The following is a 15,905-nucleotide window of genomic DNA, read 5'->3' on the forward strand; positions in this document are numbered from 1 at the left end:
CTCATCGCGCTTTAGCGCGAGAGCCGGGACAGCCTCGGCAGCGGCACGCTCACTCGGCTGCGGCCGTGCGCGCGAGCGGGCGCGGCCGCGTGAGGACCACGACCACAAGAGCCGCCGCGACGAAGGCCGTGGCCACATAGCCCGCGCTGTAGAGCCATTCGCGGGCGAACAGCAACCCTCCGATCGCCGAGCCGATGGCCTGGCCGATATACAGCACCGAGGTGTTGAGCGAGACCGACGCCGACGCGAACGCTGGCGCGGCGCCGACCAGACGCACCTGCTGCATCGAATTGGTCGACGCAAAGCCCAGGCCCCACACCGCAACGGAGGCGGCCATCAATGCATAGACACCGGCGCTCATCGCCCAGCCGGCGACGCCGGCAAGCAGCAGCACGGTGAACAGCACCGACGTCTTCCAGGCGCCCCAGGAATCCACGATGCGCGTTGCGATCGCGATGCCGACGAACCCGAAGATGCCGTAGAGCGCGAACACGATGCCGATCGCGTCCGCGTTGGCGCCGGTCAGCTTGGCGAGCAGCGGCCCCATGAAGGTGAACACCACGAACTGGCCGGACATCTGCAATGTCGTGACCGACAGCAGCAGGATGACGGTCGGATTGCGACCGAGCTCCGCCCAGGTGCGGAAGTCGACCGGCGCGCCGTGCAATTTGCCGGGCAGCTGCCACCACAGCAGCAAGCAGCTCACAAGCCCGGTCAGCGCGATCGCGCCATAGGTCGCACGAAAGCCGTAGCGGCTGGCGATGAAAGTGATCAGGGGCAGTCCGATCGCGGCAGCGAGCGACCAGCCGAGGAAGATATAGGCGATCGTGCTGCCACGCTTCTCCACCGGCACGATCAGCGCCGCGGTACCGGCCGCCTGCGGCGTGTAGAGGACACCGACCGCAAGCATCACCATGCGGATGATCAGGAGGCTGTCGTAGTCCGGCGCGAAGGCCGATGCTGCATTGGTCAGCGTCAACACCAGCAGCGTCGCCGTCAGCAACGCGCGCCGTTCGAACCGGCTGGTCAGCCACGCCGTCACCGGCGAGCCCACGCACAGCACGATCGCGCCGAAGGTGATCAGAAGACCCGCGGCGTGGATCGTGACGCCGAGCCCGTTGGACAACTCCGCCAGCATGCCGGCCGGCGCCAGCACCGAGCAGCCGGTGACGATATTGCCGAGCATCAATGCAGTGGGAGCGAAGCGTTTCACGCCGCGTTGTTAGCAGACCCGGAGATCAATGCAACTGCATCTAAATGCATGGCACCTGATCGATGGCACGCCAATGGCGCCCCTTGCACCCATGGTAGCGCTCATTGCGACGGCGATGCCGCCGGCGCCGCGTTGACGCTCGGCGACGCACCGGCCGGCCACGGACCCGCAGGCTTCGGACCGGCGGCCGCCACCGGACACGACGCCAGCAGCTGCGTCCATCCCTGCTCCAGCCCGGTCGTATCGATATCGAATGTCGCCTGGCCGGATTTGCCGTCGGGCTTGCCGTCCGACGACAGCGCGCTCTCGTCGACCTGCAGATGCGGGACCGCCAGCATCGCCTTGACGATGTCCGACGGCACCGGATCGCTCCAGACCTCGTATTTGCCGAACCGCGCCGGCAGCCTGCCGAACGCGATCGCCCTGGTGGCGCCCGCCATCATCGCCACGGTGCTCTTGCCGGCGGCGCCTTCGTCGAACTCGCGCACATACATCAGCCGCCCGCGATCCTTGTTCTCGCAGAACAGCCGCCACTCCATCATGCGGAACGCGCTGCCGTCGCCCTTTTTCTGCTGCGCGATCTTGCGGACATAGGGCCGGATTTCCTTCTCCACCGCCCACTGGGTTTGCGGCAATGGCCGCGTATCGATGCCGAATCGATAGAGCTCCGGCCGCGTCAGCACGTGCAGGTCCTCGAACTTCACCGACTTGATGAGATCGCTGAGCTCATGGCTGATCCCCATCGTCGCGAGGAAGGCGTTGCGATCGCGATCGGCGCTCACCATCTCGCGCCGCCTGAAGTCGGCGACGACCTGCGCCGGCGGATGGCCGTGGACCACGAACATCAGCTTGGAATTGTGGACCGCGAGCACCGAGTCGGGCGCCACCTCACGGTTGGTCGCGCCCAGGAACAGATAGGCGCAGGCCGAGACGCACATCGCGTTGCGCGTGGTGAGCTCGGCCTCGACCTCGCCCTTCGCAGCCTTGATCTTCAGGCAGGCGGCGTCGACCTGCGTACCGGTGGAACAGCCCGGCACGATGGTACGCCCGACCCGGGCGATTGCCTTGTGCGCGCGCAGAAACCGCGCGATCCCATAGGACTGCTCGACGTTGCCGCCCGGCGAATGGAGGTAGATCGGAAGCTGCCTGTCCTTGACGGGGAACAGGAAGGTGCGAATCCGCTGCGCGGCTTCGCGGTCGATCTCGCCCTCGATCGCGATCCAGCGATCGCAACCGGCGCCGCAGGCATTCGCCGGTCCCTTGGCGAGATAGATGGTCAGCTTCTTCGCAAATCCGGCCTTCTCGACCGGTGTTTCTTCCGCCCGCAACACAGCCGGGATCAGAAGCAACGCCGTGAAAAACAGGAGACGGGAAAACATGAACCTTGCGGATCGCGCGGTGGCGGAAAAATGGACGCTGGACGTTAGACGATGATCGGCAACGTCGCAACGCATCAGGTGCAGGCGAACCTCGCTCGATTCGGTGCGGCCGGAGGCCGATTTTCTTGATATTGCCGGATTGCAGGCGTCAAATCCCCTGCTATACCGCTGCTTTCCGCTTACCTGCGCTCGTTCGCAGGAGTGAGCTACAGGAGACATCGATGGCCGACACGCCCAAATCCGAGTCCGGATTCCAGTACAGCCTTTCCAACCTCAAGCCCGCAGAGCCCGTGAACAAGATCGCCCTCACCTTCCCGGATGGAGCGAGGCGCGACTTCCCGATGGGAACCACCGGCCTCGATATCGCCAAAGGCATTTCGCCCTCGCTCGCCAAGCGCACCGTCGCGATGGCGCTCGACGGCACGCTTGCCGACCTCAACGACCCGATCGAAACCGACGCCAAAATCGAGCTGATCGGCCGCGACGACCCGCGCGCGCTGGAACTGATCCGGCACGATGCCGCGCACGTACTGGCGGAAGCCGTGCAGTCGCTGTGGCCGGGCACCCAGGTCACGATCGGCCCGGTGATCGAGAACGGCTTCTATTACGACTTCTTCCGCAACGAGCCGTTCACCCCGGAAGATTTTGCCGCGATCGAGAAGCGGATGCGCGAGATCATCGCGCGCGACAAGCCCTTCACGAAAGAGGTTTGGGATCGCGAAAAGACCAAACAGGTGTTCCGCGACAAGGGCGAGGCCTTCAAGGTCGAACTGGTCGACGCGATTCCCGGCAACGAGCCGATCAAGATCTACTTCCAGGGCGACTGGTTCGATCTCTGCCGCGGCCCGCACATGACCTCGACGGGGAAGATCGGCAACGCCTTCAAGCTGATGAAGGTAGCCGGCGCCTATTGGCGCGGCGATTCCAACAACCCGATGCTGACCCGAATCTACGGCACGGCCTTCGCCAAGCAAGAGGATCTCGACGCTTACCTGAAGCAGATCGAGGAAGCCGAGAAGCGCGACCACCGCAAGCTCGGCCGCGAGCTCGACCTGTTCCACTTCCAGGAAGAAGGCCCCGGCGTGGTGTTCTGGCACCCGAAGGGCTGGACCATCTTCCAGCAGCTGATCGCCTATATGCGGCGCCGACTGCTCGGCGACTACAACGAGGTCAATGCCCCGCAGATCCTCGACAAGGTACTGTGGGAGACCTCGGGCCACTGGGACTGGTACCGCGAGAACATGTTCGCGGCGCAATCCGCCGGCGACGAGGCCGAGGACAAGCGCTGGTTCGCGCTGAAGCCGATGAACTGCCCGGGCCATGTGCAGATCTTCAAGCACGGGCTGAAGAGCTACCGCGACCTGCCCCTGCGGCTCGCCGAGTTCGGCGTCGTGCACCGCTACGAGCCGTCGGGCGCGATGCACGGCCTGATGCGGGTACGCGGCTTCACCCAGGACGACGCCCACGTGTTCTGCACCGAGCAGCAGCTCGCCGAGGAATGCCTCAAGATCAACGACCTGATCCTGTCGACCTATGCCGATTTCGGCTTCGACGGCGAGCTTACGGTGAAACTCTCGACGCGGCCCGAGAAGCGGGTCGGCACCGACGAGATGTGGGATCACGCCGAGCGCGTGATGGCGACCGTGCTGTCGGAGATCAAGGCCAAGGGCAGCAACCGGATCCGGACCGAGATCAATCCCGGCGAAGGCGCGTTCTACGGGCCGAAGTTCGAGTACGTGCTGCGCGACGCCATCGGCCGCGACTGGCAGTGCGGCACGACCCAGGTCGACTTCAACCTGCCGGAGCGGTTCGGCGCGTTCTACATCGATCACGACGGCTCGAAGAAGGCACCGGTCATGGTGCATCGCGCGATCTGCGGCTCGATGGAGCGCTTCATCGGCATCCTGATCGAGCACTATGCCGGCAACTTCCCGCTCTGGCTGGCGCCGACCCAGCTCGTGGTCACGACCATCACCTCCGAGGGCGACGAGTACGCCAAGGTGGTGGCAGCGGCGGCGCGCCGCGCCGGGCTTCGCGTCGAGATCGACCTGCGCAACGAGAAGATCAACTACAAGGTCCGTGAGCACTCGCTGGCCAAGATCCCGGCCCTGCTGGTCGTCGGCAAGAAGGAGGCCGAGACGCATTCGGTCTCGGTCCGCCGCCTCGGCAGCGAGCGCCAGACCGTGATGCCGACCGACGAGGCGATCGCCGCGCTGGTCGATGAAGCGACGCCGCCGGACGTGAAGCGGGCGCAATCCGTCGCCTGATCCTCACAATAGGTCTAAACTGGCTTTCGTCTGACAGGTCGTGCCCCCATCTTGGGGGCACGACTCCACTTGAAGGACATGTCCGTGCCCGATGCCATTGAACTCCTGAAGACACGCCGCTCGATGAAACCGCGCGAGATGAGCGGCCCGGGGCCGTCCGCGGCCGAGCTCGAGACCATTTTGACGATCGGCGCGCGCGTGCCCGACCACGGCAAGCTCGCACCCTGGCGCTTCATCGTGTTCGAGGGCGATGCCCGCGCGCGCGCCGGCGACGTGATCGCGAAGGTGTTCGCCCGCAAGAACCCCGGCGCGCCGGCCACCGACATCGAGGTCGAGAAGAAGCGTCTGACCGATGCGCCACTGGTGATCGGCGTGGTCTCGTTCACCAAACCGCACCCGAAGGTGCCGCCGTGGGAGCAGGAACTGTCGGCCGGCGCGAGCGCGATGAACATCGTGACCGCGGCGACCGCGCTCGGCTACGGCGCCTGCTGGCTGACCGGCTGGTTCGCCTTCGACCGCGACGTGCTCGACGGCCTCGGCCTCAAGCCGGACGAGAAGCTCGCCGGGCTGATTCATATCGGCACCCCGACCAAGCCGAGCGAGGATCGCCCGCGCCCGGCGCTGTCGGATATCGTGACCCGGTTCTAGGATCCCGCTCTTGTAGCCCGCATGAGCGCAGCGATATGCGGGGACTGTCCTCCCGGGTACCGCTTCGCTCACCCGGGCGACAAGCAAAGAGCTAAGCCGCCTTTGACGCTCGCTCCGCAAAGGAGCTCAGCAAAGCCGCGATTTCACCCGCCGGCCGCGCGGCGCTGAACAGGAAGCCCTGCACCTCGTTGCAGCCCTCGGCACGCAACCAGTCGAGCTGATCGGTCGTCTCAACGCCTTCCGCGGTCGTGGTGATCTTGAGGCTGCGGCCGAGGCCCGAGATCGCGCGCACGATCGCGAGGCAGTCGGAGCGTCGCGCCAGGTCCTTCACGAACGAGCGGTCGATCTTGATCTTGTCGAACGGGAAGCTGCGCAGATAGCTCAGCGAGGAATAGCCGGTGCCGAAATCATCCATCGAGATGCTGACACCGAGCTCGCGCAGCTGATGCAGGATGGCGAGATTGGCCTCGGTCTCCGCCAGGAATACCGACTCGGTGATCTCGAGCTCGAGCCGCCGCGCCGGCAGGCCGGAATGCGCCAGCGCCGAGATCACGGCCTGGACCAGATTGCGGCTGCGGAATTGGACCGGCGACAGGTTGACGGCGACCTTCACGTCGGACGGCCACTTGATCGCCTCCGAGCAGGCCTCGCGCAGCACCCATTCGCCGAGCGCGACGATCAGGCCGATGTCCTCGGCAACCGGGATGAACTCCGCGGGCGAGATCATGCCCTTGTGCGGATGCCGCCAGCGCAGCAGCGACTCGAAGCCCGAAATGCGGTCGGCCGCGATGTCGACCAGCGGCTGGTAGTGCAGCTCGAATTCGCCGTTATTGAAGGCCGCGCGCAGATCGCGCTCCATGTCGCGGCGCTTCTGCGCCTGCTGGTCCATCTCCGGTTCGAAGAAATGATGCACGCCGCCGCCCTCGGACTTGGCGCGGTACAGCGCCATGTCGGCGTTGCGCATCAATTCTTCCGACGTCGTGCCGTCGCCCGGCGACAGCGCGATCCCGACACTGGCGCCGACCACGACTTCGAGCCCGTCGATCTTGTAGGGCGCGCTCAGGGCATCGATCAGCCGCTCGGCGAACGCGCTCGCCTCGTTCGGCGAAACATCGGCGGCCAGCACGATCGCGAACTCGTCGCCGCCTAGGCGGGCCGCGACATTGTCGTCGCGGACCACTTCGCGCAGCCGCTCCGCCACCAGCTTGAGCAGCCGGTCGCCCATCGGATGCCCGAAGGAGTCGTTGACGTTCTTGAACAGATCGAGGTCGATGCACATGACAGCGACCCGCTTGTTGCCGGCGCGCCCGCGCTCCAGCGCCTCGCCCAGACGCTGCTGGTAGAAATCCCGGTTCGGCAGGTTGGTGAGGCCGTCATGGTGCGCCATGTGCGCGATCCGCGCTTCGGCGGCGCGGCGTTCGGTGATATCGACCACCGCGACCAGATAGCCGTCGCGCCCCTCGAACGCCACTTTGCGTCCGAAAGTCAGCACATGGATTTCGGTGCCGTCCGCCCTGATGTGCCGCCAGTCGCGGCTCGATTGGTAGACGTCACCGATCTCGCGCAAGGCGGCGCTGTGCACGTTCCACTCGTCCACCGGCCAGATCTCGCGCAGCGTCATGCCGAGGAATCTTTCCCGGCTATAGCCATAGTGCTGGATTGCGGCGTCGTTGACGCTGAGAAACTCCATCGTGCCGGCGTCGAACACCCACATCGGCATCGGGTTGTTCTCGAACAGCAGGCGGAACGACTGCTCGCGCTGCTTCAGCGCGGTGACGTCGGAGACGGTCAGCGACAGCATGTCGCCGAACGCCGTGACGCCGAGCCGCAGGCAGCGATCGCCGCTGTCGATCTCGAACTGACCGCCGGGGCCACTTCCGACGAGGCCGCGCAGACGCTTCATCACGGCAGGCGCTGCCAGCGGATTGCCGCCGGCGCTGAGCCGGCGCCACAGCAATTCGGTCGCTGGCCGCATCAGCAGCTTGGCCGCACCCTGGTTGAGATGCACGACCTGGAAGTCGGCCGCCTCGCCCCGGGCGTCGCGGATCGCGGCGAGCGACAGCACGCCCTCGTCGGTGGCCGAGAAAATCGTGTCGAGAAGATTGTACTGCGCGTTGCGCTCGTTGACATAGACGCCGACCAGGATACCGCCCCAGCGCGACCGCGTCGGCAGCGCCAGCACGTCGAAGGTCCGCACCAGACCGTCGCGCACGCAATGCGCCGACGCGAGATAAGGCCGGCAGTTCTCGCGCGCATTGGCGGCGGCTTCGGTCAACGCGGTGGCGCAGTCCGGCGGCAGCGCGCTGAGCGGAATGTCCCAGCGCTCGTCGTTCAGCCAGGCCTGGACGTAGCGGCCGGTGTGCGAGACGCTGAGCGCGCCGTCGATGTCGCGCAGCAGCACGATGTGATCGGCAAGCCGCCCGAGGCTGCCGAGCATCACGTCTTCATAATGCGGCAGCTTCTCACCGGGACGAACCGCGGCCTGCCACTTGCGTTGCAGGACCGGAACGTCGGCGAACATCTCGGAATTGAGCTTGGCCGATGTCTTTGCTGATTTCTTGTTGGCCATCACCATGGCACGCCCCACGCAAACGCCAGGCATGATCCGGAAAAGTGCGAAGCGGCTTTCCGAACAGATCATGCCCGAACAAAAAGCTTAAGCGCGATGACGTTTCGCCGCGCTTTAATCCCCGTGGCATCCAAGTCATGCCGCGGCTTAACGTCATGTAAAAATAGCGATGCCGCGCAGTGCCGCGAGCGATTGTGACCGCACAAATTCGCGCGATGGTTAGTTGGCGTTAGAAACTATGACAGCTGCATGAAATGCAATTCGGTCCGGCGTCAGCGCGCCACGACCTCGACTTCGCCATCGACGCCGTTGACGACGTTGAACGGGCGCTCGAACACCTTGCCCTCGTTCTTGGCAATCGCACGATATTCGCCTTCGGAGAGCACGACGCGCGGGAACGCGCCGATCGATTCCTTGATCACGTCGCCGCCCGGCGTGATCACCGACCATGCGGTGTTGGCGAGCGCCTCGCCGCCCTTTTCGCTGACCAGCTTGAGGGTGATAACGGCGGCGCGATGGGTGACGGTGACGTCGGTCAGCTTGCCGGCCGCGACGCGGATGTCGGAGCGCACTACGGAGTTCGCATCACCATAGTTGGACACGATGTAGTAGGTGCCCTCGGGCAGCAGCGCGACGTCGCCGGCGGAGACGTTGGGCACCAATGGGCCGCGGTCAGAGCCGTCGAACTGGCTGCCCTTGTAGATCGCGAACGAGATCTGGTTGGCCGGGATCTTGCTGGTGCCGACCCGGCCTTCGATCCGCAGGCCACCGGCCGGCAGCACGAAGGACTCCCGATCAGTCTCCGACTTCAGGCTGACGGCGCGCACCGCGCTGACGAGGCCAAGCGCGACATGGACGACGTAATTGCCGGGCGGCAGCACGAGGTTGGGCGTCGCCCCGCGCTCCTCGCGGATCAGCTTGTAGGTGCCGTTGTCATCCGGCTTGTCGGCGAACACCCGCCACACCAGCCCGCCATTGATGACCGGCAGGTCCTTGCCGTACCGCGCCGTGAGCGACAGCACCGCCTGCCCGGCGGTCGGCGGGCCGGCCTGCGGCGCCACCGGAGGCAGCGCGGCAGTCGATGGCTGGACAATGGTCGGCTGGGTCAGCGGACCGGGCAGCACGGGCCCCGAACCGGCCCCGGACGGTGGCGCGAGATTGAGCGCCGGGCCGGACGGCACCTCCGGCACCGAAGCGGGCGGGATCGGCGGCGGCCGATCGCTGAAGAACTGCGCCGATGCGGAAGCAGGGATCAGGGCAAGCAAAAAGGCCGCAAGCATCAACAGCGGAAGGAGCCGCATGCCCCGCCCGCATCCGCCGATGCCGTTGCCCCTCGAAGTCATCCCCATGCTTTTCAACGAAAACGCGGCAAATTCAAGCCTTCGTGCAAGGGGCGTCCAAGGCTTTCAAGGGCTTCGAAGGCTTTATCGCAAGTCCCGGCGGCGGCGCCCCCGCGTGGAACCGGTCGATCAAGCCGATGTTAGCCCTATCGTCGCGGTCCAGTCACATTCCCTGCCTACCGCGAGCTACCCCGGGGCATGAATCATGCCTGTCGGGACTAACCATGAAGACGGACGACGCTGGCGCAGCCGTACCGCGCAGCCTAGTCTCGTGCTGGCAGGAGATTTGTCGTGTTGGATAGCTGGATGGGCCGAGGCCACAAGAGCTCCGACGGCCCCGACAAGGTAGGACTGGGACCGGTTCGCCGGCCGGTGATCGGGCTTGCGCTCGGCGGCGGCGCCGCGCGCGGTTTCGCCCATATCGGCATCATCAAGACCCTGCTCGCCCATGGCATCGTGCCCAACGTCGTGGTCGGCACCTCGATCGGCTCCGTGGTCGGCGGCGCCTACGCGGCCGGCCATATCGAAACGCTGGAGAAATGGGCCCGCGGCCTGCAGCCGCGCAGCGTGCTCGGCTACCTCGACATCCGCCTCAACGGCTCCGGCCTGATCGGCGGCGCCAAGCTGGCCGCCGAGATCGAGGCGGCGCTGGGAAAATCCATGATCGAGGAACTCCCGGTCAAGTTCGCAAGCGTCGCGACCGAGGTGCGTACGGGCCATGAGATCTGGCTGACCCAGGGCCCCCTGGTCGATGCCATGCGCGCGTCCTACGCCCTGCCGGGCATCTTCGCGCCGGTGCTGATCGGCGACCGCTGGCTGGTCGACGGTGCGCTGGTCAACCCGGTGCCGGTCTCAGCCGCGCGCGCGCTCGGCGCCGAGATTGTCATTGCGGCGAACCTTTCCAGTGACGTGTTCGCGCACTCGACCACGATCTACAATCACGGCGCGGTGCCGGCGCCCGAGGTCACGGTCGCGGTGACCGCCGAGGCCGAGGTGGAGGCGGAACCGCCGAAGCGCCGCTTTAGCCGGTTCTTCTCGGCCGAACGCACCGTGAAGCGGGAGTTTTTCGGCAGCGCCACCCGGCCGGGCATCTCCAGCGTCATGGTCGACGCCTTCAACATCATGCAGGACCGCATCACCCGTGCGCGCCTCGCCGGCGACCCGCCCGACATGCTGATCTCGCCGCGGGTCGGCCAGATCGGCTGGTTCGACTTCCACCGTGCCGACGATCTGATCGCACACGGCATCCGCGCGGCCGAACGCTCCATCGGCGCGATCGAGGAAGCGATCGATATCCTGGCGCCGCCGTCGAACGGCGCCGGCACGACGGGGAAATAGCCTCAGGCGGTCTTGATGTAGTCGCGCAGCGCCTCCTGCTCGCGCTCATATTCCTGCACGCGGCTCTTGACGATGTCGCCGATCGAGATCAGCCCGACCACCTTGCCGTCCTCGACGACAGGCAGATGGCGGAACTTGCCGGTCGTCATCATCTCCATGATGCCGCTGACCGTATCGGACTGGCGGCAGCTCACGACCTTCTTGGTCATCACGGCGCTCACCGGCTCGTCCAGCGCGCCGGCGCCGCGCTCCGAGAGCACGCGCACGATGTCGCGCTCCGACAGGATGCCTTCCATGCGGCCCTGCTCCATCACCAGCACCGCGCCGATCTTCCGCTCGCCGAGCAGCTTGACCGCGGCCGACAGCTTCGCGCCGGGCGCGACGCTCATGACCTGATGGCCTTTTGCATCGAGAATGGAACGTACCGTCATTGTCGCCTCCCTGAATCCGTCGTGCCCCGCTTGAGCGGGGTCGAGCCTGTTCGCCAGAGTCTTCAATCAACAGTTCCGCGCCGATTTCGGTTCCGGGGCGCGATCAGTAGCAGGGCTCGATTGGTTGGCCCGCTTTGTTTCTGCTTCGCAAAGATGATGGAGGAATTCGAACCGAGCCGCAAGCGGCGATCAGACGCGCCCCGACTGGTCCACCGATGACGCATCTGCAGCATCGTCGCGCCTGCGCGGGATCGGATCGAACAGCGAGAACAGCAGCAGCCCGGCAAGGAAGCCGCCGATATGCGCCTGCCAGGCGACGCTCGTGCCTTCGCCGCCGAGCGACAGCGAGGTGGCTCCGAACAGGATATTGACGCCGAACCAGATCGCCAGGAAGGCGAGCACCCGTCCGTTGCGCAGCGCCTGCCACAGCGACAGCGCAGGCACCTTGGCAGCCGCCTCGGCGTCGCCGCGGTTGAACGACAGGAAGCTGCCCTTCACGAAGGCAAAGCGGATCGCCGCCGCCATCGTCCCCGACACCGAGGCCGACGCGCCGATCATCCGCTCGATCGCATGCTCGTGGGTCAACAGATGCGCGAGTGCGCCGGCGGCCGCCGTCACCGCCATGAAGACAAAGAACCGCGTCGCACCGAAGCGGCGCGCCAGCGCACTGCCGAACGGCAAGAGCCACAGCACGTTGAAGCCGATATGGGTGAGGTTGGCGTGCAGCAGCGAATAGGTGACGAAGGTCCAGACCTTGGCGCCTTCCCCGCCCGGAAAGCTGATGTCGAGCAGCGTCGAATCGTAGCGCATCGGGATGAAACCGAAGGCGTCGACGGTCCATCTCTCCCACTCCGGCGGCAGCAGCACCCGCAGATGGATCACCGCGATCAGCAGGATGTAGGCGGTGAGCGCCGGCGGCAGGGTCAGGATCGGCTCGCGCGGCGCCTCCGGCGGCGGCGCGAGCGGGGATTCGGGATGGGAGTCCAAGGGGTCGGCGACCTCGATGCGGCGGTGAAGCAGAGATAGGCGGCTTTCGCGCCGCTGTGCAAGTGCACAGTCCCGAAATCGGACATCGGGTGTCGCGCGGCGCCACAATCGAGGCAAAAGAAAAGGGAGGGTGCTGAGAACACCCTCCCTGATCGGCTGGTCTTCGCGTGCCCCAGAGGGATCGGGAGACCATCCCCACCCCTCCCCGCACGTGACCAAACTGTTTGACGCCGCCTGTGTACCAACCACGCCGGCGCTTGGGGCAGCCGGCGAACGGGAACGCGCTGACCCTATCCGCAGGTTCCACCGGCGCCAAGTTCATAGTTAAATTTACGTTAACAACACAAAGCTGCCGATAAGCCGCCCAAAGCGCGGCCACGGCATGGACGCTGCACAGCCTTCCCTGCACAACAGAGAAGGGAAGGCGCCTGAGCAAAACCGGGACAGATGTGTCCCGCCGAGACAGGTGCCGGGCAAGGTTCTTTAGATGAAACACAGCTCCAGCCGCGAGTTCTTCGCCTATTGGAATGCGAAGCGCGGCAACGCACGTGCACCTGACCGGAGCGAGTTTGAGCCGTCCGCGGTGCGCGAGTTGCTGTCCGACATCTTCGTGCTGTCCTATGACGGCGAGACCCGCTTTCCGTTCCGGGTCGCCGGCACCCGGACCTCCGCCCTGCTCGGCTGCGACCTCAAGAACCAGAGCTTTTCCGCCCTGTTCACCGACGCCAGCCGCGGCGAGATCGAGGACATCATCACCTGCGTCGTCGAAGAGACCCTGCCGGCCATCGCCGGCATCACCGCGACGACCGAGGCCGGCGCGAAGGCGCACCTTGAACTGCTGCTGCTGCCGTTCACCGCCCGCGTCCATATGCCGGCGAGCCTGACCGGCCTGCTCGCCCCGTTCGAGGACGATGTCGCCCGGCTGCACGACCTGGTCCTGACCTCGTGGCGTTACCTGCATCCGCAGGAGCGGTTTGTGCCCCGCACCCTGCGCAAGCTCGCGATCGCCCGCGGGTTGATGGTCTACGAGGGGCTGCGCTAGCCACGGTCCCCGCCCCGGCCTGCCGTGGACAGCAGGCGCCGGTCGCTTGCACCGGGGGCCGCGGAACTCTATTAGCTGTTTCGCCGCCACGGCGGGGTAATCCGCTTATTGCAGCTGCGGCGGGGCTCGGCATGTTTCGAAACTCGATCAGGCAGAAGATCGTCGGCATTGCCGCGGGACTTATCGTCCTCGCGGTCATCACCTCGCTGCTGTCCATGGTGATGGCAGGCCAGGTCGGCCACCTCCTTGACGAGCTCACCAACCGCTACATCCCCGCCTACGGCCATCTCGCCCGCGTCAACATCCGCGCGCTCGAGCGGTCGCTGGCGATGCGCCGGATGATGATGGCGAAGATGCAGGCGCCCGGCGAGGACGGCGGCTACGCGGCGGCTCGCAAGAGCTTCGACGAGATCGAACCGACGATCAAGCGCGAGGCCGATGCCGCGCGGGTGCTGATCGATTCGATCATCGCCGATCCATCGACGCCGTCAGACAATGCCGCGCTCGGTCGCCTCGATGACCGCATCGACAATGCCGTCAACGATCTCCTGATGCGCCTGAACGCCGAGAACAAGACGCTGCTCGAGCAGCTCGACGCCCAGGAGTTCGCGGCCGCGAAAGCGACCACGCTGCGCGCCGATGCCCTGCGCGACGACTTCAACAACAGGATCGAAGCCATCCGAGCCGACATGCTGGCGCAGGTCGGCTCGGCCGCGGCCAAGGTGATGGGGGCCCAGCAGCGGGCGATCATCATCTCCGGCGTCGTGACCGCGATTGCCGCGATCCTCGGCTTCGTGTTCGCGATGCTGGTCGGCAGCGGCATCACCCGTCCGGTGATGCGCCTGCTCGAGAGCACCCGCGAGGTCGAGGCGGGCCGCCTCGACGGCGCCATCACCATCACGACCCAGGACGAGATCGGCCAGCTCTCGGCAGCCTTCAACCGCATGATCGAGACGCTGCGCCACAACCAGCGCATCCGCGAGACGTTCGGCCGCTACATCAATCCGCGGATCGCCGAGGGCCTGCTCGAGCAGCCGGCGATCGCCGCCACCGAAGGACAGCGCCGCGTCATGACGGTGATGTTCTGCGACATGAAGGGCTTCACCAGCCTGAGCGAAGGCGTGACGCCGAGCGGGCTCGTCAAGATCATGAACCTCTATCTGTCGACGATGTCGGCGCCGGTCCATGCGCATCGCGGCATCATCGACAAATATATCGGCGACGCCATCATGGCCTATTGGGGCGCCCCGTTCGTCGAGGAATCCGAACAGACCCATCTGGCCGCGCTTGCCGCCATCGACATGATCGGCCAGGTCAACCAGCTGCGCAAGGACCTGCCCGAGCTGCTCGGCGTGCGTACCATCCCGGCCGATTGCGACATCCGGATCGGGATCGCCACCGGCGAGGCGCTGGTCGGCAGCATCGGCTCCGAGTTCATGATGAGCTACACCGTGCTCGGCGACACCGTGAACCTCGCCTCGCGGCTGGAAGGCGCCAACAAGTTCTACGGCAGCCGCAGCCTGATCTCGGAAGCCACCGCGGCGGCCTGCGCCGCAACCATCGAGCTGCGCGAGATCGACCGCCTCGTCGTGGTCGGCCAGACCCAGCCGGTCGCCGTGTTCGAGATCGTCGGCAAGAAGGACGAGCTGACGCCGGCGCAATCCGAGCTGCGGCAGCGCTATGCGGATGGTCTCGCCGCCTATCGCGAGCGGCGCTGGGACGATGCCGAGCAAGCCTTCGCGGCGGCGCTGGCTGCGGCGCCGGGCGACGGACCGTCGCTCGCCATGACGGCGCGCGTCGCGACGTTCAGGCAACATCCACCGGCGGCGGAGTGGGACGGCGCCTGGCATCTGGAGCAGAAGTAGCCAGAGTTGTAGCCCGCATGAGCGCAGCGATATGCGGGAAGACGGCCCTCGGATAGCGCTGCGCTCATCCGAGCGATGCTCAGGCCAGCTGCGCCTCGATCGCGGCCTTGTCGATCACCGACCAGACCTCGACGATTTTCCCGTCACGGAATTCGTAGAACACGTTTTCCGTGAACGAGACGCGCCTGCCGTTGACGTCGAGACCGAGGAACGTTCCCTTCGGCGAACAGTCGAATGCCAGTCGGCTCGCAACACGGGACGCATCCGCGACCAGCAGCGCGATGTCGAAGCGAAGGTCCGGGATGTCGCGAAAATCCTTCTCCAGCATTGCGCGATAGCCGGATAACCCAAGCCGCCGGCCGTTGTGAGCCACGTCGTCACCGACGAACTGACCGAGTTGCTGCCAGTCTTGCCGATTGAGACACGCAATGTAGTCCCGGTAGATATCGGAGAGATTTGCTTTCATCATCGATCCCTCTTGGTCGTCGCAATCCTGACACCGGTGTTAGTTTCGGGCCCGCTGCGCGATCAAGCCAAGACGTGCGGCCCGGCACAAAGGCACCAGCGCAGCGTCGCGAAGATACAGAGCGATTGTCGCATCGGTCGCCACATACAAATTTCCTGGAACGAGCGGAATGTCTCCCGCGATCGGGAGTTAGTGCTTCAGGCCAATCACTGTCCTTGTCAAATCGGGAGGTGCACATGATCAAGTCACCGATGATGCTTGCGGCATTTCTGACAGCGCCGATCATATTGTTCCCGCCGCCGGCCGCGATCGCGGCCGGCGGCGGGAACAATATGATCGGCGCTGTCAGAAATGCCGCAA

Annotated in this window: 12 protein-coding genes; 5 read left to right on the top strand and 7 right to left on the bottom strand. The window is 65.7% G+C overall.

Annotated features, from left to right (window positions below):
* Positions 1-49 precede the first annotated feature (49 nt).
* Together BRSPCE3_RS35240 and BRSPCE3_RS35245 are read right to left on the bottom strand one after the other, a co-directional pair.
* Positions 50-1,186, bottom strand: a complete 1,137-nt coding sequence (locus BRSPCE3_RS35240) for an MFS transporter (RefSeq protein ID WP_244071667.1) — start codon at positions 1,184-1,186, stop codon at positions 50-52.
* A gap of 128 nt (positions 1,187-1,314) precedes the next feature.
* Entirely contained in the window at positions 1,315-2,592 is a 1,278-nt protein-coding gene (locus tag BRSPCE3_RS35245) for a hypothetical protein (RefSeq protein WP_244071643.1), read from the bottom strand.
* Positions 2,593-2,813: 221 nt separating this feature from the next.
* On the opposite strand from BRSPCE3_RS35245, the gene thrS reads away from it, so the two are divergent.
* Together thrS and BRSPCE3_RS35255 are read left to right on the top strand one after the other, a co-directional pair.
* Positions 2,814-4,859, top strand: a complete 2,046-nt coding sequence (gene thrS / locus BRSPCE3_RS35250) for a threonine--tRNA ligase (protein WP_244071645.1) — start codon at positions 2,814-2,816, stop codon at positions 4,857-4,859.
* 84 nt (positions 4,860-4,943) lie between these two features.
* Entirely contained in the window at positions 4,944-5,507 is a 564-nt protein-coding gene (locus BRSPCE3_RS35255) for a nitroreductase (protein WP_244071647.1), read from the top strand.
* Positions 5,508-5,598: 91 nt separating this feature from the next.
* On the opposite strand, the gene BRSPCE3_RS35260 is transcribed toward BRSPCE3_RS35255, so the two are convergent.
* Together BRSPCE3_RS35260 and BRSPCE3_RS35265 are read right to left on the bottom strand one after the other, a co-directional pair.
* Complete coding sequence (locus BRSPCE3_RS35260) at positions 5,599-8,082, bottom strand: bifunctional diguanylate cyclase/phosphodiesterase (protein ID WP_244071649.1); 2,484 nt, start codon at positions 8,080-8,082, stop codon at positions 5,599-5,601.
* Between the two features lie 266 nt (positions 8,083-8,348).
* A complete protein-coding gene (locus BRSPCE3_RS35265; protein ID WP_244071650.1) occupies positions 8,349-9,419 on the bottom strand; it encodes a hypothetical protein in 1,071 nt (356 codons plus the stop codon).
* A 288-nt stretch (positions 9,420-9,707) separates the two neighbouring features.
* Here BRSPCE3_RS35265 and BRSPCE3_RS35270 point away from each other — a divergent pair, with 288 nt between their 5' ends.
* A complete protein-coding gene (locus tag BRSPCE3_RS35270) occupies positions 9,708-10,754 on the top strand; it encodes a patatin-like phospholipase family protein (RefSeq protein WP_244071652.1) in 1,047 nt (348 codons plus the stop codon).
* 2 nt (positions 10,755-10,756) lie between these two features.
* On the opposite strand, the gene BRSPCE3_RS35275 is transcribed toward BRSPCE3_RS35270, so the two are convergent.
* Both BRSPCE3_RS35275 and BRSPCE3_RS35280 read right to left on the bottom strand, forming a co-directional pair.
* The gene (locus BRSPCE3_RS35275) at positions 10,757-11,185 is read right to left on the bottom strand and encodes a CBS domain-containing protein (RefSeq protein ID WP_244071653.1); all 429 of its coding nucleotides are present in this window, start codon (positions 11,183-11,185) and stop codon (positions 10,757-10,759) included.
* 189 nt (positions 11,186-11,374) lie between these two features.
* A complete protein-coding gene (locus tag BRSPCE3_RS35280) occupies positions 11,375-12,172 on the bottom strand; it encodes a rhomboid family intramembrane serine protease (RefSeq protein ID WP_244071655.1) in 798 nt (265 codons plus the stop codon).
* Between the two features lie 487 nt (positions 12,173-12,659).
* On the opposite strand from BRSPCE3_RS35280, the gene BRSPCE3_RS35285 reads away from it, so the two are divergent.
* Both BRSPCE3_RS35285 and BRSPCE3_RS35290 read left to right on the top strand, forming a co-directional pair.
* Positions 12,660-13,214 carry a PAS domain-containing protein gene (locus BRSPCE3_RS35285; protein WP_244071657.1) on the top strand — a complete coding sequence of 185 codons (555 nt, stop codon included), beginning with the start codon at positions 12,660-12,662 and terminating at the stop codon, positions 13,212-13,214.
* 131 nt (positions 13,215-13,345) lie between these two features.
* Entirely contained in the window at positions 13,346-15,079 is a 1,734-nt protein-coding gene (locus BRSPCE3_RS35290; protein WP_244071659.1) for an adenylate/guanylate cyclase domain-containing protein, read from the top strand.
* A 79-nt stretch (positions 15,080-15,158) separates the two neighbouring features.
* On the opposite strand, the gene BRSPCE3_RS35295 is transcribed toward BRSPCE3_RS35290, so the two are convergent.
* Positions 15,159-15,548 carry an ester cyclase gene (locus BRSPCE3_RS35295; protein ID WP_244071661.1) on the bottom strand — a complete coding sequence of 130 codons (390 nt, stop codon included), beginning with the start codon at positions 15,546-15,548 and terminating at the stop codon, positions 15,159-15,161.
* Positions 15,549-15,905 lie beyond the last annotated feature (357 nt).

Source organism: Bradyrhizobium sp. Ce-3 (assembly GCF_022835695.1).
Lineage (GTDB): Bacteria > Pseudomonadota > Alphaproteobacteria > Rhizobiales > Xanthobacteraceae > Bradyrhizobium.